This is a genomic window from Sinorhizobium sp. B11 (assembly GCA_039725955.1).
In the GTDB taxonomy this organism is placed as follows: Bacteria; Pseudomonadota; Alphaproteobacteria; order Rhizobiales; family Rhizobiaceae; genus Rhizobium.
Genome location: CP091034.1, coordinates 491,515 through 517,079, shown reverse-complemented (window position 1 = coordinate 517,079; position 25,565 = coordinate 491,515). Strand labels below are relative to the sequence as shown.

The following is a 25,565-nucleotide window of genomic DNA, read 5'->3' as shown; positions in this document are numbered from 1 at the left end:
TAGCTACACCTTCATCTCAATTAATCAATCGGCAATTGGAAATATTCGGACATCATCCCCTTCCGCGTAGAACTTAAGACCAAGACCGCGGGAATTTTCAAACCTGCTGAATTGCCCTAATCTTCAAACCGTTCCGGGAGGACGGCGGATAGTCCGCCGGCGGAGGGTCAATGCTTCCAGGCTGGGTCATATTTGCGTTTGCCTTGGGCTATCTTCTGCTGCTTTTTGCAGTGGCAAGCTATGGCGACCGCCGGAGCCGAAAATTCGGCGTGCCGGAGGGCGGCCGGCCTGTTGTGTATGCGCTCAGCCTTGCGATCTACTGCACGTCCTGGACCTATTTCGGCGGTGTCGGCCTTGCTGCGCATCACGGGCTGGAATTTGCCGGCATCTATATCGGGCCGATTCTCGTCTTCACACTCGGCATGCCGCTCTTGAAGCGCATTATCGAACTCGCCAAGGCCGAGAAGCTGACATCGGTGGCCGATTTCATTGCGGCGCGCTACGGCAAGAATTCCACTGTCGCAACCATCGTGGCGCTTATCTGCCTGATCGGCACCATTCCCTACATCGCGCTGCAGTTGAAATCCATCTCCGCGACTGTCACGGCCATGGTCAATCCGTCCGACTACGGTATCGGCAGCGGCAATCTCTATTTCCTCGACCTGCCGCTGATCGTGACGCTCGTGCTTGCCTGCTTCGCCATCATGTTCGGCACCCGCCACACCGATGCGACCGAGCATCAGGACGGGCTCATCCTCGCGGTATCGATGGAATCGATGGTGAAGCTCGTTGCCTTTCTGACGGCGGGCATATGTGTCATCTGGTTCCTGTTCGACGGACCGAGCGACCTGTGGCGGAAAGGATCGGAGAATGCCCTGGTCAGTGCCGCCCTCGACTATCAGACGCCGCTCAGCCGATGGATCACGCTGACACTGCTTTCGGCCTTCGCCATTATCATGCTGCCGCGCCAGTTCCACGTCACAGTGGTCGAAAACCGAACGGCAAAACAGCTCCGGCTCGCCGGCTTTCTCTTCCCGCTCTACCTGATCGCCATCAATCTCTTTGTGCTGCCCGTCGCCATCGGCGGGCTGCTCATCTTCGGCGGCAACGGTAATGCCGATCTCTATGTTCTTACCCTGCCGCTTGCAGGGCAGATGCCTGTCGTCTCGCTGATCACCTTCATCGGCGGCTTCTCGGCGGCGACCGCCATGGTGATCGTCGATTCCGTGGCGCTTTCCATCATGGTGTCGAACGACATCGTCATGCCGTTCTTCCTGCGCCGGAAGCTCGCGGGCCTTGCGAGCCAGCGTGACGACTTCGCAAAGAGCCTGCTCAATATCCGCCGCAGCGCCATCTTCGCCGTGCTGCTGCTCGGCTACGCCTATTATCGTTCGACCGACAGCACTGCGGGGCTTGCCTCGATCGGCCTGCTCTCCTTCGCCGCCATCGCGCAGATTGCACCTGCCCTCTTCGGCGGCATGATCTGGCGGCGGGCAAATGCGCGCGGCGCCATTCTCGGCCTGACCTCCGGTTTCACCATCTGGGTCTACCTGCTTTTCCTGCCCTCCTTCGGTGGGCCGGATTATTCCTATGTGGCAAGCAGTTTCCTCGGTTTCATCTTTCCCGGCACGACGCTCTTCACCGGTCCGGATGCCGATCCGCTGGTCAATGCGACGGCGATGAGCCTGCTCGTCAATACTGCCGCCTTCGTCGTGGGCTCGCTGACGCGCAATGCCAAGCCGCTGGAACGCATCCAGGCCGGCATTTTCGTCAAGCGACATTCGCGCTCGCAATTTGCCACGCGCGGCTGGAAGACCCGTATCAGCGTCGGCGATCTCAAAACGGCCATCGCCCGCTATCTCGGCGAAGAGCGCATGCAGCGCTCGCTTGCGACCTATGAACAGACCTCGGGGCGCAAACTGGAGGACGATCAGCCGGCCGATATGGCGCTCATCCATTTCACCGAGCAGTTGCTCGGCAGCGCTATCGGTTCTTCGTCCGCACGGCTGGTGCTGTCGCTGATCCTGCAGAAGATCGAGGATGCCTCTTCGGATACCGCATGGCTGCTCGACCAGGCGAGCGAAGCGCTGCAATATAATCAGGACATGCTGCAGACGGCACTGTCGCAGATGGATCAGGGCATTGCCGTCTTCGACAGTTCCAACCGGCTGACGATCTGGAACCGGCGTTTCCGTCAATTGCTGGACCTGCCTGAAAATGCGGGCCAGGTCGGCTTTCCGCTATCTGACATCGTCAGTATCCTTAGCCATCGCGGTGACATCGCGCCCGGTGACCAGGGCCAAGCGGTGCGGCATTTCCTGACGCTCGACAAGCCTTTCCCGCTGGTGCTTGCCGGCGGCGAGCGCATCATCGAAGTGCGTTCCAATGCCATGCCGGACAAGGGCATCGTCGCGACCTTCACCGACATTACCCAGCGTGTGGCCGCCGACCAGGCACTGAAACAGGCAAACGAGACGCTGGAACAGCGCGTCGCGGAGCGCACGGCGGAGCTGACGCGCGTCAACAAGGAATTGGCGGAGGCACGCGCGGCGGCGGACGAGGCCAATATCGGCAAGACCCGCTTCTTTGCCGCCGCCGGCCACGATATCCTGCAGCCGCTCAACGCAGCGCGGCTCTATTCTTCCGCACTGGTCGAACGCATGGCGCAATCGGAAAACAGCCCGATCGTGCGCAACATCGATTCCGCGCTGGAATCGGTTGAATCCATTCTCGGCGCCGTGCTCGATATTTCCAGGCTTGATACCGGCGCCATGCGCCCGCGGCTGGCATCCGTGCCGCTTTCCGACCTGCTCGAGCGTATCGAGACCGATTTTGCGCCGATCGCCCGCGAGAAGAAGCTGAAGCTCAAGGTCATGCCGACCTCGCTGCGGGTGCGCTCCGATCCGAACCTGTTGCGCCGCCTGGTACAGAACCTCGTTTCCAACGCCATCAAATATACGGTCAACGGCAAGGTGCTGATCGGGGTCAGGCGACGCGGCAATCAGGTGATGATCCAGGTGATGGATTCGGGCATCGGCATTCCGCCTTCGAAATTCCGGACGGTGTTCAAGGAATTCGCGCGGTTGGACGAAGGCGCCAAGACCGCATCGGGTCTCGGGCTCGGCCTCTCCATCGTCGACCGCATCGCCCGCGTGCTCGGCCACAAGGTCGAACTTCAGTCGACACATGGCAAGGGAACGGAATTCCGCGTACTCATGCCGCTCGACATCTCGAAGAGCGCCGAAACAAATGCTGCCGTGGTTCCGGTCGATCGCACAGCCGAGCCATTGAAGGGATTGCGCATCCTGTGCATCGACAATGAAACCAAGATCCTTGAAGGCATGCGGCTGCTGATCGATGGATGGGGCTGCAACACGCAGGCGGCGGATTCGCTTTCCGCTGTCCAGACGCTTTCGATGCGTCAGCCACCGGATCTTGTCATCGCCGATTATCATCTTGCCGACGGAACCGGGGTCGAAGCGATCCTGCATCTCCGCCAGCATTTCGGCGTTGAGATTCCCGCACTGCTCGTCACAGCCGACAGGACGCTGGAAGTGCGGGCAGAGGCAGAAAAGCACGGCATCGCGGTGCAGCACAAGCCGGTGCGCCCTGCGGCACTGCGCGCCTATATCACCCAGATTTCAGGGCTGAAGCGCGCCGCCGCCGAGTGAAGATCAGGCCACCTTGCGCCGGTCGAAAAGGTGGTCAACAAGCTCCCGTACGCGAGCAGAGTTCGGAGCATCGCCGAAGAGGGTGCGGTACATGATGGGTGCAACGACACTATCCATCACCGTATCGACATCGGGAAAGGCCTCGCCCCTCCCCTTCGCCCTTCCGGCGATCGCTTCAATCTGTTGACGGGTGAAGTTGCAGCACTTGTTGGCGTTATCACCGGTCTGGGCAGCGAGCACGTCGCGGATATATTCACGACCGGGGCCAGAGGACATTTCCTCTGCATATTGTTCGGCCCAGGCTTCCAGATCGCCGGCGCCGGTACCGGTATCAACCGGTTCCATGTCGGGACGCAGACGTTCGACGGCGACGTCGGCCAGTAATTCCTGCAGATCACCCCAGCGGCGATAGATGGTGGAAGGCGTGACACCCGCCCGCGTCGCGATCAGCGGAACCGTGATCTCCGTTCGGCTCATCTCCGCAAGAAGCTCACGCACTGCGGCATGCACCGAAGCCTGGACACGTGCACTTCTGCCACCCGGACGGATATTCTCTTTGACTGCCATTTCAACCCAACTTTCTCAGCCCTGAAGCGCGCCGCGACCTTTCGGTTGCCTAGCATGCTTCTGGTCCCGTTTTAACATGCCGTGGTCGCAGACCGCTCCCCACTTTTGCGGGACATGCTCTCTTTGCTTGCCCACAAGTCCGGGCGTTGCACACCTTGCTGGAATTGCTCCGGCCCTAATAGTTCAGAAACTTTCATCGATCCATTAACGCAAATTATTTGCTTTTATCTGCGGCTCCACCTAGATGGAGCTAACGCAACGATTTAGCTTTAATGGATCAATATATGGTCGCCGCTCCTGAATCCATCAAGAATTCGTCTCCCATGGGCTTCCATGCACTGACGCTGGCCATCTTCTTCGGTGCATCGGCTGCGCCGACGCCGCTTTATCGCATCTATCAGGAAGTCTTTGCCGTTTCGCCCATCCTCATCACCGTCATCTTCGCCGTCTATGCCTTCGCTTTGCTTGCCACTTTGCTGATCGCCGGTTCCATCTCCGATCATCTCGGACGGCGACCTGTCATTTTTGGCGCGCTCGTGCTGGAGATCATCGCCATGGCGTTATTTTCCATCGCCAGCGGACCGGAATGGCTGATCGCGGCGCGCATCGTGCAGGGTATCGCCACCGGTATTGCCGGCGCCTCCCTCGGTGCAGCTCTTGTCGATGTCGACCGGGCCAAGGGGCAAATCGTCAACTCCATTGCACCGCTTTCTGGCATGGCGATCGGCGCGATCGGAACCAGCGCGCTGATCCAGTTCGGGCCGGAACCACTGCATCTCGTCTACGCCCTTCTTCTCGTCGCCTTCACCGTGCAGGCCTTCGCGCTGTGGTTGACGCGAGAAACCGGCGGCACGCGCCCCGGCATCTTCACTTCGCTGAAGCCGACGATTTTCATCCCGCAACAGGTGAAGAAGCCGCTGTCGCTGGTGACGCCGATCAATATCGCCAACTGGACGCTCGGCGGTTTCTACCTGTCGCTCGTACCTTCGCTGGTCGTCTCCACTACCGGCAGTCGCGCACCGCTGACGGGTGGCACGGTCGTGGCAGCGTTGATGTTGTCCGGCGCAATCACCGTTTTCTTGCGCCGCAGCCGCAGCCCGAAGGGCAATCTCGTCTTCGGCGTCGCCTCCCAAACAGCGGGTATCGCAACGGTCGTCGCTGGCGTGCATCTTGCCAACGTGCCGCTGCTGCTCGTCGGCACGCTTTTGACCGGCGCCGGTTTCGGTACCAACTTCCTGGGCTCGATCGGCACGATCATGCCTCTCGCCAAGCCGGAAGAACGGGCCGGCCTGCTTTCGGCCTTTTATATCCAGAGCTATCTCGCCTTCAGCCTGCCAGCCATCCTTGCCGGCTTCCTCGTCAAGTCGATCGGCTACGGCATGACCACAGACATCTACGCAACCGGCATCGTCCTCGTCAGCCTTGCCGGGCTGGTGATGATGCGCTCGACAAGGGATACGGCGACGGCTTAAAGCGTGCCGCGATCTTTCGGATACGCCACGCTTTAAGCTCCTGTTTTCTCACGTCGTTATCGTAAAACCGCACGCACTTTTGCGCGACACGCTATGTGATCACCGCCAGCCGAGCGCCGGCGCGATATATTTCATGATCGATTCAATAACGTGGGCATTGTATTCCACGCCGAGCTGGTTGGGGACGGTGAGAAGCAGCGTATCTGCCTCGGCGATCGCCTCGTCCTTCTTCAGCTCCTCGATCAGAGCATCAGGCTCGGCGGCGTATGAACGGCCGAAGATCGCCCTCGTATTCTCGTCGATGAAGCCGATCTTGTCCTGCCCTTCATTGCCATAGCCGAAATAGGAGCGGTCGCGATCGTTCACCAGCGAGAAGATGCTGCGGCTGACGGAGACGCGTGGCTCACGCTGATGGCCGGCGTCCTTCCAGGCCTCGCGATAGGCTCGGATCTGTTTGGCCTGCTGGATATGGAAGGCCTCGCCCGTCTCATCATCCTTCAAGGTCGAGCTCTGCAGGTTCATGCCGAGCTTGGCGGCCCAGACGGCGGTAGCGTTCGAGCCGGCACCCCACCAGATGCGCTCACGCAAGCCGGCGGAATGCGGTTCGAGCCGCAAGAGGCCGGGCGGATTGGGGAACATCGGCCGCGGATTGGGCTCGGCGAAGCCTTCGCCCTTCAATACTTCGAGGAAAACCTCGGCGTGGCGGCGGCCCATATCGGCATCGCTCTGGCCTTCCGGCGGATTGTAGCCGAAATATCGCCAGCCATCGATGACCTGCTCCGGCGAACCGCGGCTGATGCCGAGCTGCAGGCGCCCGCGAGCAATCAGATCGGCGGAGCCGGCGTCTTCCGCCATGTAGAGCGGGTTCTCGTAGCGCATGTCGATGACCGCGGTGCCGATCTCGATGCGGCTGGTCCGGGCGCCGACAGCGGCCAAAAGCGGAAAGGGCGAGGCAAGCTGGCGGGCGAAATGGTGGACGCGGAAATAGGCGCCATCGGCACCGAGTTCTTCAGCTGCAACGGCAAGATCGATCGACTGCAGCAGCGTATCGCCGGCGGAGCGCGTCTGGGATTGCGGCGAGGGCGTCCAATGCCCGAACGAGAGAAAACCGATCTTCTTCATGATTCCATCGCTTAAACTGAAGTGTGCCTGCACGCTTCTTCTCATGATTCCTGACAGGCATATAGGCGCGCACGGGAGATTTCTGAACCTGGTGACTGATCAAATGCGAATTCGGCACCGGTCAATTGCAACACGGAGCCCTGCTTCTCCTGACACTTCCAAAAACATGAGGAAAAGTTTGTTCCCGGCCACACTCTTAAGACAATTCTTAATTAGTCATATAAATAGCCGCCGCAAGATTGTGAAGGGAATGCGATGAATACAGATAGTTTTGAAAAGAAAGCCGACCTGCTACTGGTGATGGCGAATGCCCATCGACTGCGGATGCTGAAGACGCTTGCCGAGCGCGAAGTGGCGGTCAACAATCTCGCCGATATTATCGGAATCAGCCAATCGGCCCTCTCCCAGCACCTCGCCAAGCTCCGCAGCAGGGATCTCGTCAAGACGCGGCGCGATGCGCAGACGATCTACTACTCGGTCAAATCCGAGAAGGTCCATGTGATCCTTGAAATGCTGAGCGAGATGTTCGACGAGGGCCAGACAACGGATCACCGACTGGCAGGTTAAGCGATCCGTGTCACCCGGCGTTCTCCCGCCGTTCCCAGTTATCGCCTTAGCCCGGCCGTTATACCGGGCATGAGTTTTCTTTATTTCTCCACCAGCTTTGCCAGCTGCGCGGCGACCGTGCCCCAACCGTCATGGAAGCCCAGTTCTTCATGCGTGCTGCGGGTCTCCTTGTCCTTGTGCATGACGACGGCACTGTAGTCGGTCCCTTCGGGATGATCGGCTAGGGTGATGATGGCTGTCATGAAGGGGGTTGGCGCAGGGCGCCAGCCGCCAAGGAGCGCATTGGTGAAGACGATGCGACGACCCTCCTGAACATCCAGATAGCAGGCACTGAGATGGTGTTGAAAGGGACCGCCATCCTCGCTCATTTCGGTTACAAGGGCGCCGCCGGGTTTGACGTCCATGGTGGCGACACGGCAGAGCGCCGGCGCGGGTATCCACCATTTTTCGAATTGTGCCGGGTTGGTCCAGGCGCTCCAGACGGCGGACGGTGGTGCTTTGATGACGCGCGAAATGGTCAGATCGAGATCGGGATTCACATTTGGCTTCATTGGGATTTCTCCTCCTTCGATTGCGTGGCAGTGACGAAAGCTTCGAGCCTGTCGGTGCGGGCCTCCCAGATGGCGCGCTGAGCCGAAAGCCAGCCTTCGACCATTGCGAAACGCTTCTTCTCCAGCGTGCAGGTGCGCACACGACCCTGCTTCTTCGTTTCGATAAGCCCTGTCTCTTCGAGCAGGTGGATGTGCTTCATGAAGGACGGCAAGGCCATGGCGAAAGGCTTTGCAAGATCGCTGATGCTCGCCGGACCGGTGCCGAGCCGGCCGATGACGGCACGGCGCGTGGGGTCGGCGAGCGCCAGGAAGATGCTGTCGAGCTGATGCGAATAGTAATCCATGAGGCTAAGTATCATGATGCGATACTTAGCGCAAGAGCTAAGTGTTTTTGGCCCAGAGTGTCCGGCATAATTGTGAGTAACTGAAATTGCGCGGTCGCCTGGAGCCCACTAACCCTCTCCCCGGTGGGTAGAGGGGACGTGGGCTACGACGCCTTTGAGAGCGCGAAAACAGTGTGGCAAAACCCCTTCTCCCTCTGGGAGAAGGTGGCCCGAAGGGTCGAATGAGGGGCTCCGGACGTTCCCGCCTCGTTTAAGCAGCCTTATCGGCTGCCGGATAGGGATCGAAACGACCGTAGAAGGTTTCGCCCTTGGCGGCCATGTCCTTCAAGAGCGGCGTGGGCTTGAAGTGGTCGCCGTAGCTGGAGGCCAGTTTTTCGGCGAGGTCCACGAAAGCATTCACGCCCATGCCGTCGATATAGCTCAGCGCACCGCCGGTATAGGGCGCGAAACCGAAACCGAGAATGGAGCCGACATCGGCTTCACGCGGATCGGTGACGATGCCTTCCTCCATGGTGCGGGCGGCTTCGAGAGCGATCGTCACCAGGAAGCGCTGCTTCAGGGTGTTGACGTCGACCTCAGCGGTCGGTTTTTGCGGATAGAGGGTCTTCAACTCGGGCCAGAGGAATTTCTTGGCGGGCTTGGCCGGATATTCGTAGAAGCCCTTGCCGTTCTTGCGGCCGCGGCGGTCGAGTTCGTCCACCAGCTTGTCGATGAGGGCGAGGTGGCGCTCGTCGACAGCCTTGGGGCCGAGATCGGCGACGGTGGCCTTGAGGATCTTCTGCGAGAGGTCGATTGCCACTTCATCATTCAGCGACAGCGGGCCGACCGGCATGCCGGCCATTTTGGCGGCATTTTCGATCATCGCCGCCGGCACGCCTTCGATCAGCATGTCATAGGCTTCGTGGATATAGCGGAAGACGCAGCGGTTGACGAAGAAGCCTCTGGTATCGTTGACGACAACAGGCGTCTTCTTGATGGCAGCGACATAATCGAGCGCCACGGCGAGCGCACGGTCACCGGTGCTCTTGCCGAGAATGACCTCGGTCAGCATCATCTTTTCGACCGGCGAGAAGAAGTGCACGCCAATAAACTGATCCGGGCGCTTCGAATTTTCTGCAAGGCCCGTGATCGGCAGGGTGGAGGTATTGGAGGCAAAGACGGTCGTCTCCGGGATGACGGCTTCGACCTGCTCGATGACCGCCTTCTTGACGGCGCGATCTTCGAAAACCGCTTCGATGACCAGATCAGCGTCTTTCAGGTCTGTATAGTCGGCAGACGGCGTGATGCGGGAAAGAAGGGCGGCGCCCTCCTCCTGCGTCAGCCGGCCCTTACCGACGGAATCCTTGACGAGGCCTTCGCCGACGCCCCTGCCCTTGGTGGCGGCTTCGATATCGCGGTCGATGAGAGTGACCTCGAAACCGGCGGCGGCGGTGACATAGGCGATGGAGGCGCCCATGAAGCCGGCGCCGACGACGCCGACCTTCTTCAGTTCGGTCTTCGGCACACCGGCCGGGCGGCGGGCTCCCTTGTTAAGCTCCTGCATGGAGATGAAGAGCGAGCGGATCATCGAGAAGGCTTCGGTCGTCTGCAGCACCTGGGTAAAATAGCGCTGCTCGATCTTCAGGGCCGTATCGAAGGGAACCTGCAGGCCTTCATAGACGCATTTCAGGATGGCGAGCGCGCCGGGATAGTTACCCGAGGTTTCGCGGCGCAGGATGGCGGGTGCAGCCGGCCAGAGCTGGGCCGCGGCCGGCGTCCAGATTCCGCCGCCGGGAACCTTGAAGCCCTTTTCGTCCCAGGGGGCGACGGGCTTCAGGCCGTCCTTGATCATCTGCTTGGCAGCCGGGATCAGCTGATCCGGCTCGACCACCTGGTGGAGGAGGTTCATGGCCTTGGCGCGCGAGGCGTTCAGCGACTGGCCCGTCGTCATCATCTGCAGGGCGGACTGGGCATCGGTGAGGCGCGAGATGCGCTGCGTGCCGCCGGCACCCGGGAAGATGCCGACCTTGACTTCCGGCAGGGCGATCTTGACGCTCTTCGCATTGGAGGCGACACGGCCATGGCAGGCGAGCGACATTTCCAGCGCGCCGCCCATGCAGGTGCCGTTGATGGCGGAGACCCAGGGCTTGCCGCAGGTTTCGAGCTTGCGGAAGAGGCCAGTCATAAGGCCGACGAGGTCGAAGAGCTTTTGTGCCGCGCCGTCAGGATTTGCGGCTTTCTCCTGCTGATAGAGTGTGAACATAGCCTTGATCATCGAGAGATCAGCGCCGCCGGAGAAGGAAGACTTGCCCGAGGTGATGACGACGCCCTTGACGGCACTGTCGGCAACGGTGGCATCGATGATCGCATCGAGTTCGCTCATCACCTCTTCGGTGAAGACGTTCATCGACTTGCCGGGCATGTCCCAGGTGACCAGGGCAATACCATCCGCATCGGTCTCGACGGTGAAGTTGATGTAGCTCATCGTCTCTCTCCCTTAGACGCGTTCGATGACGGTTGCCGTGCCCATGCCGGCGCCGATGCAGAGGGTGACCAGTGCGGTGTTGAGATCGCGGCGCTCCAGTTCGTCCAGCACAGTGCCGAGGATCATGGCGCCGGTCGCACCCAGCGGATGGCCCATGGCGATCGCGCCGCCATTGACGTTGATCTGGTCATGCGGGATGTCGAAAGCCTGCATGTAGCGCAGCACGACGGCGGCGAAGGCCTCGTTGAGCTCAAAGAGGTCGATATCGGCAAGCGTCATGCCCGTGCGCTTCAGCAGCTTTTCTGTGACATCAACGGGGCCGGTCAGCATCAGGGCCGGATCGGAGCCGATATTGGCGAAGGCCTTGATGCGAGCGCGCGGCTTGAGGCCCATGCTCTCACCACCCGCCTTGGAACCGAGCAGGACGGCGGCGGCGCCATCGACGATGCCGGAGGAATTGCCGGCGTGGTGGACATAGTTGACGCGCTCGACTTCCGGATGGGCCTGGATGGCGACGGCTTCGAAGCCGCCCATTTCGCCTGGCATCTGGAAGGACGGATTGAGGGAGGCGAGCGCCTGCATATCGGTGCCGGGGCGCATGTGTTCGTCATGGGCAAGGATCGTCAGGCCATTCTGGTCCTTGACCGGGATGACGGAATTCTTGAACCAGCCATTGTTCCAGGCGTTTGCCGCCCGCTTCTGGCTTTCGACAGCATAGGCGTCTACGTCGTCACGCGAAAAACCGTATTTGGTGGCGATGAGATCGGCCGACACGCCCTGCGGCATGAAATAGGCCGGGAAGTTCACCGAGGGGTCCATGAACCAGGCGCCGCCGGACATGCCGAGGCCGACGCGCGACATGCTTTCGACGCCGCCGGCGATGACGATATCGTCAGCGCCCTGCGCGATCTTGCCGGCGCCGAAATTCACGGCGTCGAGACCGGAAGCGCAGAAGCGTGAAATCTGCATGCCGGGCGCTCTGGTCGAATAACCGGCTTCGAAGGCAGCGGCCTTGGGGATGACGGCGCCGGCATCCATGACCGGGTCGACACAGCCCATGATGATATCGTCGACTGTTTCGGTGTCGAGACCGTTGCGGTCGCGGATCGCTTCCAGCGTCTTGGCCGCAAGGCGCACGGAGGGCACTTCGTGGAGCGAGCCATCCTTCTTGCCGCGGCCGCGGGGCGTGCGGACGTGATCGTAAATGAAAACCTCGGTCATTGTCTCGTCTCCCTGGCGGCGCAGACGCGCCGGTGAATTGTTCTTCCGGCAGGAAGGAGCCAGAGAGGGCCGCGCTTGCGGCCCCCTCATCCGGCCCTTCGGGCCACCTTCTCCCCGCGGGGAGAAGGGGTAGTGATCAAAACGCTTCGGCGGCCAGTTCCATCATCGTGTCGGCACCAGTTTCGATGCGGGCCTTGCGCAATGCGGTTTCGGGCATCACACGCTCCATGAAGAATTTCGCCGTGGTGAGCTTGTTCTTCAGATAGTCTTCTCTGGCATCGCCGGCGGCAAGACGTTCATTGGCGGCTTTGGCCATACGCGCCCACATATAGCCGAGAATAACAAGGCCAAAGAGGTGCATGTAATCGGTGGAGCCGGCACCGGCGTTATCGGGCTTTGCCATGGCATTCTGCATGAACCACATGGTCGCGCCCTGCACGTCGTTCAAACCCTTCTTGAGGTGCTTGGTGAAGAAGCCGAGCTCTCCGTCATTGCGGTTTTCCTCGCAGAAATCACCGATCTCCTTGAAGAGCGCCATGGCCGCGCGACCGCCATTCAGTGCCAATTTGCGGCCGACCAGATCGAGTGCCTGGATGCCGTTTGCGCCTTCATAAATCATGGCGATGCGGGCATCGCGCACATACTGGCTCATGCCATGCTCTTCGATATAGCCGTGGCCGCCGAAGACCTGCTGGGCCATGACGGCATGATCGAAGCCCCTGTCGGTCATCACGCCCTTGAGGATCGGGGTGACAAGGCCGAGAATGTCGTCGGCCGTCTGGCGTTCCTTCTCGTCGCTAGCGCGGTTGGCGATATCGGATTTTAGCGCGGTCCAGAGCAGGAAGGCGCGGCCGGCCTCGTTGAACGACCGGATGGTCATCAACGCGCGGCGGATATCTGGGTGGACGATGATCGGATCGGCCTTCTTGTCCGGCGCCTTGACGCCCGACAGGGAGCGACCCTGGATACGATCGCGGGCATAGTTTGCGGCGTTCTGATAAGCGATCTCTGAAATGGCGATGCCCTGCAGGCCGACCATCAGACGGGCCTCGTTCATCATCACGAACATAGCGTTGAGGCCGCGGTTTGCCTCGCCGATAAGATAGCCGGTCGCGTCGTCATAGTTCATGACGCAGGTGGCGTTCGCGTGAATGCCCATCTTGTGTTCGATCGCGCCACAGGTAACGCCGTTGCGCACCCCGGTACCGCTATCGTCAGCGGCCAGAAATTTCGGCACGATGAAGAGCGAAATGCCCTTGGTGCCTTCGGGGGCGCCCTCGATACGGGCGAGCACAAGATGGACGATATTGTCGGCCATGTCATGTTCACCGGCGGAGATGAAGATCTTCTGGCCCGAGATCCGATAGCTGCCGTCAGCCTGCGGCACAGCTCTGGTGCGCAACATGCCGAGATCTGTGCCGCAATGCGGCTCGGTGAGGTTCATCGTGCCGGTCCAGGCACCCTCGACCATCTTTGGCAAGTAGGTGCGCTTCTGCTCTTCGCTGCCGTGAACGAGGATGGCAGCAATCGCGCCCTGGGTCAGGCCCGGATACATCATCAGCGACATATTGGCGGCCGAGGTATATTCGCCGACGGCGACGTGCAGCGTATAGGGCAGGCCCTGGCCGCCGAATTCCTCCGGCACGGCGAGGCCGATCCAGCCGCCTTCGCGATAGGCCTTATAGGCTTCCTTGAAACCCTTCGGTGTCGAAACCGTGCCATCCTCTTGACGCTGGCAACCCTGCTGATCGCCGGAATAGTTCAGAGGAAACATAACCTCCTCGGCCACTTTCGCCGCTTCGCCCAGAATAGCCTCCACCATGTCAGGCGTGGCATCGGCAAAACCCGGGAGATTGTTGTAGCGCTCGAGACCCAGCACGTCGTTCAGCACGAAGAGCGTGTCGTTCACCGGGGCCTTGTAGACTGGCATCGTTCGAATTCCTCCAATTCGGCAACCGGATCGCTCCGGCGTTGACACTCTCTTACAAAATATTGACGTTTGCGTAAACGTCAAATCCGGAGTGCGCGCGATTTTGTGAGGTGGCGTGGAGAGAGGTGAACCATGCACGCGCATTGTCACAGAATGGTAATAGTCCGTTGCTTCTCCGGCCAAGCGCGCTACACTCCATCCTGCGACCTTGGAAAAGCCTGGGAGGAGCTGTTCATGAAAAGAGCGTGGCCTGCGGAGTTCAATTCCATCTTCGATACGGCGGAACTTGTGACCATCGAGCCTGTGACTGTGGAACCGGTCAATGGCGAAAGAGTGGTTGCGCATGACGAGCCGCCGGCTCCGCGCAGGGCGCTGAGGGTGCGCATTCCCATGGAAACCTATGAACGCATCTGGCCGCTTGCCGAAATGCGTTTCCGGCCGGCCGAGGGGCCTTATGCCGGCAAGGCGGTGACGCTGATCGCCACCAATCCACACTATCATCCGTGGCACCCCGCCGATGGCGGCTGCGAAGAAAAAGTCGGCGACAGCGGGCGCCATTACAAGACCGACTATCTGGTCGTGCATTTCCTGCTCGACGACGTGCGTGAATCCGTCGCCGCCTGAGCGGCAATCTTGAAGCCAAACGGCTTGAAGACACGGTCGCTCCCGGACTAGGCTTGTGCCAGCAATGTCTATTTCGGGAGCCTAGCCTTGAGCGATTTCGATATAATCCGTCTGCGCGCCGAGCAGAGAAAAGGCGGCGCCGACGCGCTGAAGGCGATGCTCCCGGCCATTCCTGACCATGAGGCGCTGCGTGCCCTGCCGGATGACCGCATCCTGTCGCAGATGACGAAGCGCGTCTTCTACAGTGGCTTCGTCCACAAGGTCATCGATAATAAATGGCCAGGCTTTGAAGAGGCTTTCGACGGCTTCGATCCTGCCGCCCTCAATATCGCTCCCGACGAATTTTGGCATGACCTGACGAGCGATGACCGCGTCGTCAAGAACGGCGCGAAGATCATGTCGGTGCGCGCAAACGCCGCCTTCGTACGCGAGATGGCGAACGAGGCGGGCAGCGCCGGCGCCTTTTTCGCAAACTGGCCACGTGAGGATCATATCGGCCTGCTCGACGTGCTTGCCAAACGCGGCAACCGGCTGGGCGGAGCCACCGGTCAATATTTCCTGCGCGGTATCGGTCGCGACGGCTTTATCATGACATCAGACGTGCTCGCGTGCCTGAGGGATGCGGGCGTGCCGCTCTCGGCATCCGGAACCGGCAAGAAGGATCAGCAACTGATCCAGCAGACTTTCAACCGCTGGGCCGAGGAGACGGGTCTGCCGCTCGCCCATCTCTCGCGCATCTGCGGGCTTTCGATCGACGCTCCCCAGGAATGAAATATTTCCGGCCGGCGGTTTTTTGACAGGCTGCGACTGCCTACCTCTCCGGAAGGTTCATCCGAAGGAGAAGATCATGGCCGAATTTCCCTATCGCAGCGCGCTCATCGTCGGTGCCGGTTCCGGCATCAGCGGCTCGCTTGCCCGCAAGCTTGCAGAGCGCGGCGTCAAAGTGAGCCTTGCGGCGCGCAATATCGGCAAGCTCGGGCCTCTGCTCGATGAAACCGGGGCGAAGGCTTTTGCGACCGACGCTTCACAGCCCGCGGCGGTTTCTGCCCTCTTCGAGCGCGTCGATGCCGAAATCGGCGAGCCCGATGTCGTCATCTATAATGCCAGCGGCCGGGTGCGAGGGCCGATTGCCGAACTCGATCCCGCAGAGGTGCAGCAGGCGATCGCCACCAGTGCCTTTGGCGGCTTCCTTGTGACCCAGCAGGCGGCCAAACGCATGATCGCGAAAGGTCGCGGGGCTATCCTGCTGACGGGGGCGACGGCCAGCATCAAGGGCTATGCGCAATCGGCGCCCTTTGCCATGGGAAAATTCGCGCTGCGGGGTTTGGCGCAAAGTGCTGCCCGCGAACTTGGGCCGCGCGGGATCCATGTGGCGCATTTTATCATCGACGGCGCCGTGCGTTCCGCCGCGAGGCCGGATAGCAAAGACAAACCCGACGGTACGCTTTCGCCTGATGCGATCGCACAGTCCTATATCGACGTGCTGCTGCAACACCGCAGCGCCTGGTCGCAGGAAGTGGAGTTGCGGCCCTGGACGGAAAACTTCTGATCCAGACGGTCTCGATCGCGCATAGATGCTTTCCCGAAGGCGTCGAAACCGGTAGGATCGGACCGGCTTCGAAAGCCTGGGAGGGAACGATGCTGCGTCTGGACCATGTGACGATCGATACCCGCGATGCGCCTGCCATGATCGCTTTTTTCGAAGACATTCTTGGCGTGAAGGAAGGCTATCGGCCGCCCTTTCCCTCGCGCGGTCACTGGCTTTATCTCGACGACAAGCCGGTGATCCATCTGAGCCTGACGGAGCGGGCGGGCGATTTTCCGCCCGGTATCTTCAATCATGTGGCCTTCAGCCTCTTCGAATTCGAACCGGCACTCGCCCGCATCAAGGCGAGCGGCTATCGCCATGAATATCTCGACATTCCGGATACCGATCTCGGCCAAGTCTTCATCTATGGGCCAGAAGGCGTGAAGATCGAGTTGCAGTACAAGCGACCGATCTGAAGATTTGCGCGCGCCAAATTAGCACGAAGAGCGCAAAAGTTAAAAAATTCTCATCCGGGTTAACGAGTTCTTTACCACGTTTCGTGAAAGGTGCGCGGTGAGCATTGGCGATCTGCATTCCTTTTCTTTGTCTCGCGTTTCAGGAGTGCCGCCAAAATCTGTCCAGCTTGAGGAAAGTCTAATTGATTATTTCCTCATGGATGGCGCTCTCCGCTGCGTGCCCCGGTACGCTTCGGAAAAGGCAATGATCGGGCCCGGACCGGGCAATCGAAGCGAGCAAGAACATGAACGGATCGCGATCACATTCTTCCCGGCATTCCGACAGAACCTCGCTCGACGCGTTGAACCGCACGATCGAAGGGCTGGAAGCGCGGATCGAAGGCTTGATGGGCAGCGGACGCGAACAGCGACCCAGCAATCCGACGCCAGACCGCGATCCCTACGTCAGTTCCTATACGCCGCGCGCTGCCGATCCGCTGGCGGAAATCCGCCAGCGCCAGCGCGCGCTTGACGCTACCAGAGAGAACCGCGAACGCGCCTATACGCGCGAAGCGGCACCGGCCCTTCTGCGTGAACCGGCACTTGCGCCTGCTCCGCAGCGCGCGCCGGCACCGCAGCCGCCCGCACCCGCTTTCCGCGCCTCCGGCGACACGATGACCGAAATCGCCCAGGCCCTCGTCAACCTGCGACAGGACCTGAAGCGCGACATTTCCGAAGGTGTCACGCGCGAGATGAATGCGCTGCGCACGGAACTGCGAGAGATCAAGGCGAGCGCGCAGGACAGGCATTTCGCCGACGACATCCGCGCCGACATGGGTCGCCTGTCGCAGAGCATCGCGCAGCTCACCAGCCGCTCGGCTGGTCCGGAGGCTACCGGCCTGCGCAACGAATTCGAAGAGCTGCGTTCGCTGATGGACGGGCTGGCGCGCGAGGATTCCATGCGCCATATGGAACAGCGCTGGGACAATGTGGAAAACCGCCTGGCGGAACTCGACACGGCCGGGCTGCAGGAAGAGCTGGTGTCGCTCGCCTACCGGCTTGACGACATCAAGCGGCATCTTGGCGGCATGGGCGAAAGCCCGGCCGTGCACGCACTGGAAGACAAGCTCATCACCATCGCCTCTGCGGTCGAGCAGTTCGGCAACCTCATCCAGCCGCACGACCGGATCATGTCCGAGCAGTTCGCCGCCATGGATACGCGGCTCGACGAGATCAGCCGCGCGATCGCCGCCAGCGGACGCAGTGCTGCAGGCGGTGATCCGGCACTGATGCAGCGGCTGGAAAATCGCCTTTCCGCGCTTGGCGAGCAGATCGAGCTGATGGGCCGGGCCGCCATAAACCGTCCCAACCCGACCGACGAGATGGCCGGCCGGCTGGAAGCATTGACGGCGCGCGTCGAGGACCTTGCCAAGGCCGAGGCGACTTCGCGTCTCGACGAGCGGCTGGAGCACCTTTCCTACTTGCTCGAGCGCACGCAGAAGGCCGCCCCGCAACAGGACCTGACCGGCGCGCTTTCCGACATTTCCCGCAAGATCGATGCGCTGGAAAGCGGCTCGGTCAATGATGCGCTCGCCCAGAGGCTCGACTATCTCGCACGCCGCATCGACGAGATGGAAATCCGCCCCGTCCCGGCGCCTGTTATCGACGACAGCGCCTTTCAGCGTATCGAAGGGCGGCTTAGCGACATCGCCGCAAGGCTGGAGGAAAGCACTGCAGCTGCGCCGACCGACACGCGCGCGCTGAAGAACCTCGAGGAGCAGATTGCAAATCTCTCCGAGCTCCTGAATACGCCGCGCGAAAATGCGGAAGTATCCGCGGATCTCGACCGTCGCATGGGTGCAATCGAAGATTATATCGCGACGAACGACGAATATATCATCGAGGCGGCACGGCAGGCAGCGGAAGCCGTGGTCGATGCCTATTCGCGCAACGGCGGAGCACAGGGCGCTGCACCCGCAGAGAGCGACATGTCAGCCCTCATCGCACTCGCCGATGATCTGCGGAACCTCGAAGATTTGAGCCGCGACAGCGAGGAGCGCACGCACAAGACCTTCCAGGCCCTCCACGAGACGCTGCTGCATATTGCCGACCGGCTGGATACGATGGAGGAGCGGGTTCGCCCGGCCGCCCGGATGCCGGCGGCGGAAGTCGATTTCGACGTCGACCCCTACGCACTCGTCGATGCGGGCAGCGAGCCAGCCAAGGCGCCGGTGATGCAGGCGCCGAAGGCCTCGCCTGTGCTGCGCACGACCGACATCGCCGAAGAGACGGCGGTGCGCATGCCGGAACCGGCTTTGGCCGACAGCACCAGCGCGATCGCCATCGAAGCCACGAACCAGTCGGAAAAGCCTGTCGTTCCTGCCAAGGGTAGCCTGCTTGCAAGCCTTGGCCGCAAGCTGATGCCATCGCGCAAGACGGAGGCAAAGGCCGCTGCCGAGCGCACGGTCATCGATCCCGCACCGTCAATCGATCCCGTCGATGTCGTGCCGGCAGAGGCGGCAAACGAATTGCTCGAACCGGGCTCTGGCGCACCTGATGTCAAGAAGATCCTGGAGCGCGTGCGCGCCAGCCAGAATGCCCAGCGCGGCAAGCCGGCCACCGAAAACGATCGGGCCGACTATATCGCCGCCGCGCGCCGCGCCGCGCAGGCCGCCGCCATGGAGATCGACAGCAACGCAAAGCCCGCGACCCGCGCCGAGCGTCGTGCTGCGAAGCCTGAAAAAGCCGGCAAGGGTGGCGCCTTCTCGCGCTTTCGCCGGCCGATCCTGCTCGCGGTCGGGGCCGTGCTGCTGGCCATCATGGCTTTCCCGCTTGCCCGCACGTTGACCACGGGCGAAAAGGCCCCGCCTCCGGCTGAAGTCTCGGTTCTGACCGACGCGACCGAAACGCCGCAGGCCAATATGGCAGCCCCGGCACCGGTTGCGCCGGAAGCAGCCGCGCCCGAAACCAGCGCTCCGGCGCCGATGATGACGCCGGACGCAGCACCTTCCGAGCCGACCGCGCCCGCAGAGTCGCAGGCAGCGACACCCGATCACCTCACCGATGCCACGCCGCTTGACGGCGAAGGCGCAGAGGATTTCAGCCAGGCGCCCGCGCAGAATACGTCCGGCTTTGTTCCGAACGCTCCCGCGGCGCCGACGACGATACCTGCCGCATCCGCTGCCGCTTCGATCATCGTTCCCGATACGATCCAGCCGCAGCCGCTTGCCGATGCAGCGCGCAATGGCGACGCGCTGGCGCTCTTCGAGATCGGTGCGCGTTATACCGAAGGCCGCAATGGCCTTGCCGCCGACCAGAAGCAGGCCGCGAGCTGGTATCAACTCTCGGCCGACAACGGCTTCGCACCGGCACAGTACCGTCTCGGCAGCATGTATGAGAAGGGCAACGGCGTCGACCGCGACGTGCAGAAGGCCAAGAGCCTCTACGAGCAGGCTGCGGGCCAGGGCAATGCCAGCGCCATGCACAATCTCGCAGTGCTCTATGCCTCAGGCGCTCTCGGCCAGCAGGATTATGCGACGGCCGCAACGTGGTTCCAGAAGGCTGCCGACCTCGGCATCACCGACAGCCAGTTCAACCTCGCCATCCTGTGCGCCCGCGGCAATGGCGTACCGGCGGATCTGGAAGAATCCTACAAGTGGTTTTCGATCGCCGCCAAGTCGGGCGACAAGGATGCTGCCCAGAAGCGTGACGAAGTCGCAAATGCCATGAAGCCGGACCAACTCGAGCGCGCCCGCGCCAAGGCCGAGCTCTGGAAGCCGCAGCCGCTCGACAACAAGGCGAACGGCATCGAGGTTCCCGATGCATGGGCAAGTGCCGCCGCACCGAAGACGGCCACCGTCGACATGAAGAAAGCGATCCGCAACATCCAGGCGATCCTCAACAATAACGGATTCGACGCTGGCCCAGCGGATGGAGAAATGGGCGCCAAGACGGTGACTGCCATCAAGAACTTCCAGAAGTCGATCGGACAGGAGCCGACCGGCAAGGTCAACGACGATACGGTGAAGGCGCTTCTGGAACGCAACAAACCGGGCGCCAAGGCTATCTGAGATCGCCCGGCGGCGCTCTGCCGCGGGGCTTTTCGCCTTTTCGAGCCACCTGTCACAAAACCTGAAAAAAGCCGGATTATGCGGGACATATCGAGACCCGCATCCGGCTGATCGCGCTTTTTTCCTTCGAAAGCCTCTGGCAACGATTTCACAGTAGGATGCGCCATTCGAACGGGGACGTGAGACAGGCCGCCGCGGCGGGCGCGGCGATAATCGGGGTCGGCTGTGACAATCTATCTGCCCATCGCAGAATTGTCGGTGAACATCTTCATCATTCTCGGCATGGGGGCCGCCGTTGGCTTCCTGTCGGGCATGTTCGGCGTTGGCGGCGGCTTTCTGATCACGCCTCTCCTGATCTTCTATAACATTCCGCCGGTCGTCGCCGTCGCAACCGGGGCCAACCAGGTGGTCGCTTCCTCGATCTCGGGGGCGATCACGCATTTCCGGCGCGGCACGCTGGATGTGAAGCTCGGATCGGTGCTGCTTGTCGGCGGTCTTTCGGGCGCGACTGTTGGTATCTGGATCTTCTCGCTGCTGCGCGCGATCGGTCAGCTCGACCTCTTCATCTCGCTGCTTTACGTCGTCTTCCTCGGTACAGTCGGCGGACTGATGCTTTGGGAAAGCGTCAATGCCATGCGCCGGGCGGCCCGCAACGAGGCACCGGCGCCCCGCAAGCCCGGCCATCAGCACTGGGTTCACAAGCTGCCGCTCAAGGTGCGGTTCAAGAAATCGAAGATCTATCTGTCGGTTATTCCGATCGTGACGCTCGGCTTTGCGATCGGCATCCTGACCTCCGTCATGGGTGTCGGCGGCGGCTTCATCATGGTTCCGGCCATGATCTACCTGCTGCGCATCCCGACCAATGTCGTCGTCGGTACCTCACTCTTCCAGATCATCTTCGTGACCGCCTATACGACGATCGTGCAGGCGGCGACCAACTATTCCGTCGATATCGTGCTCGCCTTTTTCCTCATGCTTGCCGGGGTCATCGGTGCGCAATATGGCGTGCGTGTCGGCCAGCGGCTGCGCGGCGAGCAGTTGCGCGCGCTTCTCGGTCTGCTGGTTCTAGCCGTCGGCCTGCGCCTTGCCGTCGCGCTGATCGTAACACCGCAGGATATCTATTCGGTGGTCATGGGATTGGGGAACTGATGTTTCGGCTCCTCCTGCTTCTTGTCCTTCTCATGCCTGTGACCGCGTCGGCGCAGATGATGCTGCCCGGACAGGGAACGACGCAGGCCGAACGCGAATTGCTGGAAATTGGCACTTCGACCAGCGAGATCGCCATCACCTCGGATTTCCGCGGCGCGGACCTGACGATTTTCGGTGCAGTGACCAATACGGACGACCTGCTGCTCGCCATCGGCCAGTATGATATCATCGTGGTTCTGGAAGGACCGCGCGAGGATGCCACCGTGCGCAAGAAGGAGCGGGTCTTCGGCATCTGGATCAACACCTCGTCGATGACCTTTGCCGACGTGCCGCATTCCTATTCAATGTCGAGTTCGCGTTCCATCGACGACATCACGACGCCGCTGGACCTCACGGGCGAGGGGATCGGCATCGACCATATTCCGCTGCGGCCGATCGATTTTGCCGGTAATTTCAACAGTCTCAACGAATTCCGCACCGCCTTCCGGCGGATACAGCAGGTGGGCGGGCTCTACGAGCGCGATCCGAGCGGCGTGCGCTTCGTCTCCTCCAACCTCTTCAAGGCAAGCCTGCGGCTGCCAGCCAACATTCCGAACGGCGTGCATACGGTGCGCGCCTATCTGTTCAAGAGCGGCAAGTTCGTGACGCAGAAATCGCAGCCGCTGCGTGTCATCAAGACGGGTATCGAGCAGACGATTACCGATGCTGCGCACGAGCAACCGATTTTCTACGGCTGTTTTGCGGTGCTGCTGGCCGTGCTGACGGGATGGGGCGCCAGTCTGATCTTCCGCAAGGATTGATCCGCGGATCTCCGCCACCGGTCGACAAGTTTCAGATAGGTTTTCGTCAAACATTCGACGGCCATCACGTAGCGGACGGCAGAAGCGTGTCCCGATGCCCGCTGCTGCCGCCTTTCAAACTCCCCCATTTTTAACCGCTTGCATTTTGCTATCAGTTGGACTAGTTTCAAAACTAGTTGTTATTAGCAACTGGTTTTGAAGAGGACACAGTCCAAGGAGGATGAGATGAGGAAGCTTGTTGTCTGGAACCTGATGACGCTGGATGGCTACTTCGAAGGGACGAAACCGTGGGACATCGAGTTCCACAACCTGGCCTGGGGGCCGGAGCTCGAAAAATATGCCGAGCAGTTCGGCGAGGAAGGCGACCTTCTGGTCTTCGGACGCAAGACCTATGAGGGCATGGCGGCCTATTGGCCAACCGCGGAGAGCGAGGACAAGATCAAGGCCTATATGAACGGCATCGCCAAGATTGCCGTCTCGCGGAGCATGGCAAAGGCGGACTGGAACAATACGCGCGTCGTCAACGACCCGGTACCCGAACTGAAGCGGCTGAAGGAGGAGCGCGGCAAGACGATCTTCATCTTCGGCAGCGCCGAGCTTGCCGATGTCCTCTTGAAGGCTGGACTGGTGGATGAAATCCGTATCTGCCTCGTGCCGGTCATCCTCGGCGGTGGCAATCCGCACTTCAAGCCCGCGGAAAACCAGAGGGCGCTGAAGCTGCTCGATTCCTCGGTGACCAAGAGCGGTGCGGTGATCCTGCGCTATGAACCCGGCACCGCAGAATGATCATTTTCCGGCTGCAGCCACGAGGGCTGCAGCCGCTTCGCCGGCCGTTTCCATATAGGTCGGATCACGATGCAGGAGCACGGCGGCAAAGGAGCCGTCGAGCAGCAGTACGATCTGGCGGGCGAGTTTATCCGCGTCAGCACCATGCTCAGCCGCGAAGAGCGTCACCAGCCACTGCTCGACATTCTTCTTATGCGCGGCGCCGACCTTGATCGCGGGATGGCCGGGCATGTTTGCAAGTTCCGCCGAAGTTCTGAGATATCCGCAGCCCTTCCATTTCGGGTGCCGTGCAGAACGGGCGAGATTGTCGAAAATGCCTTTTACCTTCGCCGCGAGATCGCCGTCCGTTTCCGCAAACCAGCGCCTGTAGACAGCGAGATTGGGCTGATCCCGGCTTTCCAGATAGGCGGCGATCAGATCGTCCTTGCTGTCGAAATGATAGTAGAGGGTGCGCTTGGTGACATCTGCCTTCTCCGCAACGGCATCGACGCTCACGGCGCGGATGCCGTCGCTGTAGAAGAGTTTCGCGGCGGCTGCGACGATGCGCTCCCGCGTGTCTGATGCGGATCTGACCATGACAGCAATGTATACCGACTAGTGAGTGTCATCAACACGGCTTGACGGCTAATGTCCTGCAGGGTCAGGGACGAAGGGGACGACAGATGCCGGCTGCAGGCAAACGCAGGGAGAGTGATCTTATCAAGGAGGCGGAAGCCGTCGTGATCGAGTGCTCCGATGGTGTTGCGCTTCACGGCCACATCTGGAGTGCGACCAGCAAACGCAGCAATGGCAACGTCGTCATCAATCCGGCAACCGGCGTTGCGGCGCGCTATTATCACTATTATGCGCGCTTTCTCGCCGAACACGGTTTCGATGTACTGACCTATGACTATCGCGGCATCGGCCTCTCGCGACCGGAGCGGTTGCGTGGCTGCGGCTATCGCTGGCGGGACTGGGGCGAGCGGGATTTCGACGCAGCGCTTGGCTTCATGGAGGCCCAAAGGCCCGGTCGAGAGCTCTTTGTCGTTGGGCATAGTATCGGCGGCTTCCTGCCGGGCCTTTCGGCGCATGGCGACCGCGTTACCCGGATGCTGGCGGTCGGGGCACAATATGGGAATTGGCGGGACTATGCGCCTGATCATCGCGGGCGGCTGTTCGCGAAATGGCATCTTCTGATGCCGGCGATAACGTTGATTGCCGGCTATTTTCCCGGACGGCGTCTCGGCTGGCTCGAAGATCTGCCGAAGGGCGTGGCTCTCGACTGGGCATTCCAGCGGGGATGGGACAATCCTCGGTCGGCGGCAAAAAAAGACGCCTCAAAATCCTTCGAAAATTTCCATGCGCCGATCCTCGGCCTGACCGTCACCGATGACGAGATTGGCACGGTGCGGGCCATTCGCCGCGGGCTTTCCCACTATCGCAATGCCAGACTGGAGGAGGTGCTGCTGGCGCCAGACGATCTCGGATTTCCGAGGATCGGACATTTCGATCTTTTTCATGCACGCCATGCCGCCGGCTTCTGGCTGGATACGCTGCTCTGGCTGCGGGACGGCACCAATCCCTGGCCTCACAAAAAGCCGCCAGAACATCTCGTATTCGCATAAAAACCGCTCTTTAACGTTTACGAGTTAGTAATCTCTCGGAAACGAGAGGTTTGTATCATGCGTACTCGTATCGTGCTTGCGGCCATCGGGCTGGCCCTGCTTGCCGGCTGCGCGACAGCGCCCCGCCAGACGAGAAATATCTGCGCCGTCTTCGATCAGAAGGACGGTCTCTTCACCAGCTGGCAGGGCGCCGCAGAGCGTGCCGAGAAAAAATACGGCGTGCCGGTGCCGATCCTGATGGCGACCATGTATGTCGAATCCGGGTTCCAGCCCTATGCGCGTCCGCCGCGCACAAAACTCTTCGGTTTCATTCCCTGGACGAGACCGTCGACGGCCTATGGCTACTCACAGGCGCTGAACGGAACCTGGGATCACTACCAGTCCGAAACCGGCAACTGGTCCGCGCGTCGCACGAACTTTGGCGACGCGATCGATTTCATCGCTTGGTACCACTACAGCAACGCGCAAACGACGGGCATTCCGCTCAACGACGCCTATAACCTTTACCTGGCCTATTACTCCGGCCCGACCGGCTACAAGCGCGGCGACTGGCGCAGCAATGGTCAGCTGCAGCAGACGGCACAGAAGTTTGCACGGATGGCCGGCACCTATCAGCAGCAGTTGCAGGGATGTAATTAAG

21 protein-coding genes are annotated in these 25,565 nt (G+C 60.9%); 13 read left to right on the top strand and 8 right to left on the bottom strand.

Features of this window, described 5'->3' with window-relative positions; all coding sequences use genetic code 11:
* Positions 1–170 precede the first annotated feature (170 nt).
* Complete coding sequence (locus LVY75_12305; GenBank protein ID XAZ24003.1) at positions 171–3,671, top strand: hybrid sensor histidine kinase/response regulator; 3,501 nt, start codon at positions 171–173, stop codon at positions 3,669–3,671.
* Between the two features lie 3 nt (positions 3,672–3,674).
* On the opposite strand, the gene LVY75_12300 is transcribed toward LVY75_12305, so the two are convergent.
* Positions 3,675–4,238, bottom strand: a complete 564-nt coding sequence (locus LVY75_12300) for a TetR/AcrR family transcriptional regulator (protein ID XAZ24002.1) — start codon at positions 4,236–4,238, stop codon at positions 3,675–3,677.
* Positions 4,239–4,522: 284 nt separating this feature from the next.
* On the opposite strand from LVY75_12300, the gene LVY75_12295 reads away from it, so the two are divergent.
* Positions 4,523–5,710, top strand: a complete 1,188-nt coding sequence (locus LVY75_12295) for an MFS transporter (protein XAZ25706.1) — start codon at positions 4,523–4,525, stop codon at positions 5,708–5,710.
* Positions 5,711–5,809: 99 nt separating this feature from the next.
* On the opposite strand, the gene LVY75_12290 is transcribed toward LVY75_12295, so the two are convergent.
* Positions 5,810–6,832 carry an LLM class flavin-dependent oxidoreductase gene (locus LVY75_12290; GenBank protein XAZ24001.1) on the bottom strand — a complete coding sequence of 341 codons (1,023 nt, stop codon included), beginning with the start codon at positions 6,830–6,832 and terminating at the stop codon, positions 5,810–5,812.
* A 255-nt stretch (positions 6,833–7,087) separates the two neighbouring features.
* Between LVY75_12290 and LVY75_12285 the strand changes: the two genes are divergently transcribed.
* Positions 7,088–7,399, top strand: coding sequence for a metalloregulator ArsR/SmtB family transcription factor (locus LVY75_12285; GenBank protein ID XAZ24000.1), 312 nt, complete (start codon positions 7,088–7,090; stop codon positions 7,397–7,399).
* Positions 7,400–7,479: 80 nt separating this feature from the next.
* On the opposite strand, the gene LVY75_12280 is transcribed toward LVY75_12285, so the two are convergent.
* The 5 genes from LVY75_12280 to LVY75_12260 all read right to left on the bottom strand — a co-directional run bounded on the left by LVY75_12280 (position 7,480) and on the right by LVY75_12260 (position 13,909).
* Entirely contained in the window at positions 7,480–7,950 is a 471-nt protein-coding gene (locus LVY75_12280) for an SRPBCC family protein (protein ID XAZ23999.1), read from the bottom strand.
* A complete protein-coding gene (locus LVY75_12275; GenBank protein ID XAZ23998.1) occupies positions 7,947–8,294 on the bottom strand; it encodes a helix-turn-helix domain-containing protein in 348 nt (115 codons plus the stop codon). The genes LVY75_12280 and LVY75_12275 overlap by 4 nt, the downstream gene beginning before the upstream one ends.
* Before the next feature lie 250 nt (positions 8,295–8,544).
* Positions 8,545–10,758, bottom strand: a complete 2,214-nt coding sequence (locus LVY75_12270) for a 3-hydroxyacyl-CoA dehydrogenase NAD-binding domain-containing protein (protein ID XAZ23997.1) — start codon at positions 10,756–10,758, stop codon at positions 8,545–8,547.
* Between the two features lie 12 nt (positions 10,759–10,770).
* The gene (locus LVY75_12265) at positions 10,771–11,979 is read right to left on the bottom strand and encodes an acetyl-CoA C-acetyltransferase (GenBank protein ID XAZ23996.1); all 1,209 of its coding nucleotides are present in this window, start codon (positions 11,977–11,979) and stop codon (positions 10,771–10,773) included.
* 136 nt (positions 11,980–12,115) lie between these two features.
* Entirely contained in the window at positions 12,116–13,909 is a 1,794-nt protein-coding gene (locus tag LVY75_12260) for an acyl-CoA dehydrogenase C-terminal domain-containing protein (GenBank protein ID XAZ23995.1), read from the bottom strand.
* Between the two features lie 234 nt (positions 13,910–14,143).
* Here LVY75_12260 and LVY75_12255 point away from each other — a divergent pair, with 234 nt between their 5' ends.
* The 8 genes from LVY75_12255 to LVY75_12220 all read left to right on the top strand — a co-directional run bounded on the left by LVY75_12255 (position 14,144) and on the right by LVY75_12220 (position 23,321).
* Positions 14,144–14,533 (top strand): hypothetical protein, encoded by a 390-nt coding sequence (locus tag LVY75_12255; GenBank protein ID XAZ23994.1) that lies wholly within the window; start codon positions 14,144–14,146, stop codon positions 14,531–14,533.
* Positions 14,534–14,620: 87 nt separating this feature from the next.
* On the top strand, positions 14,621–15,304 hold the full coding sequence (locus LVY75_12250) for a DNA-3-methyladenine glycosylase I (protein ID XAZ23993.1): 684 nt from the start codon (positions 14,621–14,623) through the stop codon (positions 15,302–15,304).
* Positions 15,305–15,380: 76 nt separating this feature from the next.
* A complete protein-coding gene (locus LVY75_12245) occupies positions 15,381–16,082 on the top strand; it encodes an SDR family NAD(P)-dependent oxidoreductase (GenBank protein ID XAZ23992.1) in 702 nt (233 codons plus the stop codon).
* An 89-nt stretch (positions 16,083–16,171) separates the two neighbouring features.
* On the top strand, positions 16,172–16,537 hold the full coding sequence (locus tag LVY75_12240; protein ID XAZ23991.1) for a VOC family protein: 366 nt from the start codon (positions 16,172–16,174) through the stop codon (positions 16,535–16,537).
* Between the two features lie 284 nt (positions 16,538–16,821).
* Positions 16,822–20,586: a peptidoglycan-binding protein gene (locus LVY75_12235; GenBank protein ID XAZ23990.1), complete on the top strand. Its 3,765-nt coding sequence runs from the start codon at positions 16,822–16,824 to the stop codon at positions 20,584–20,586.
* 225 nt (positions 20,587–20,811) lie between these two features.
* Complete coding sequence (locus LVY75_12230; protein ID XAZ23989.1) at positions 20,812–21,735, top strand: sulfite exporter TauE/SafE family protein; 924 nt, start codon at positions 20,812–20,814, stop codon at positions 21,733–21,735.
* Positions 21,735–22,535, top strand: a complete 801-nt coding sequence (locus LVY75_12225; protein XAZ23988.1) for a TIGR02186 family protein — start codon at positions 21,735–21,737, stop codon at positions 22,533–22,535. Before LVY75_12230 ends, LVY75_12225 begins: the two co-directional genes overlap by 1 nt.
* Before the next feature lie 225 nt (positions 22,536–22,760).
* Entirely contained in the window at positions 22,761–23,321 is a 561-nt protein-coding gene (locus LVY75_12220; GenBank protein XAZ23987.1) for a dihydrofolate reductase family protein, read from the top strand.
* Here the strand turns inward: LVY75_12220 and LVY75_12215 are convergent, their stop codons facing one another.
* Complete coding sequence (locus tag LVY75_12215; GenBank protein ID XAZ23986.1) at positions 23,322–23,897, bottom strand: TetR/AcrR family transcriptional regulator; 576 nt, start codon at positions 23,895–23,897, stop codon at positions 23,322–23,324. It abuts the gene before it with no gap.
* 86 nt (positions 23,898–23,983) lie between these two features.
* Between LVY75_12215 and LVY75_12210 the strand changes: the two genes are divergently transcribed.
* Positions 23,984–24,925, top strand: coding sequence for an alpha/beta fold hydrolase (locus LVY75_12210; protein XAZ23985.1), 942 nt, complete (start codon positions 23,984–23,986; stop codon positions 24,923–24,925).
* A gap of 57 nt (positions 24,926–24,982) precedes the next feature.
* A complete protein-coding gene (locus LVY75_12205) occupies positions 24,983–25,564 on the top strand; it encodes a transglycosylase SLT domain-containing protein (protein ID XAZ23984.1) in 582 nt (193 codons plus the stop codon).
* Position 25,565 lies beyond the last annotated feature (1 nt).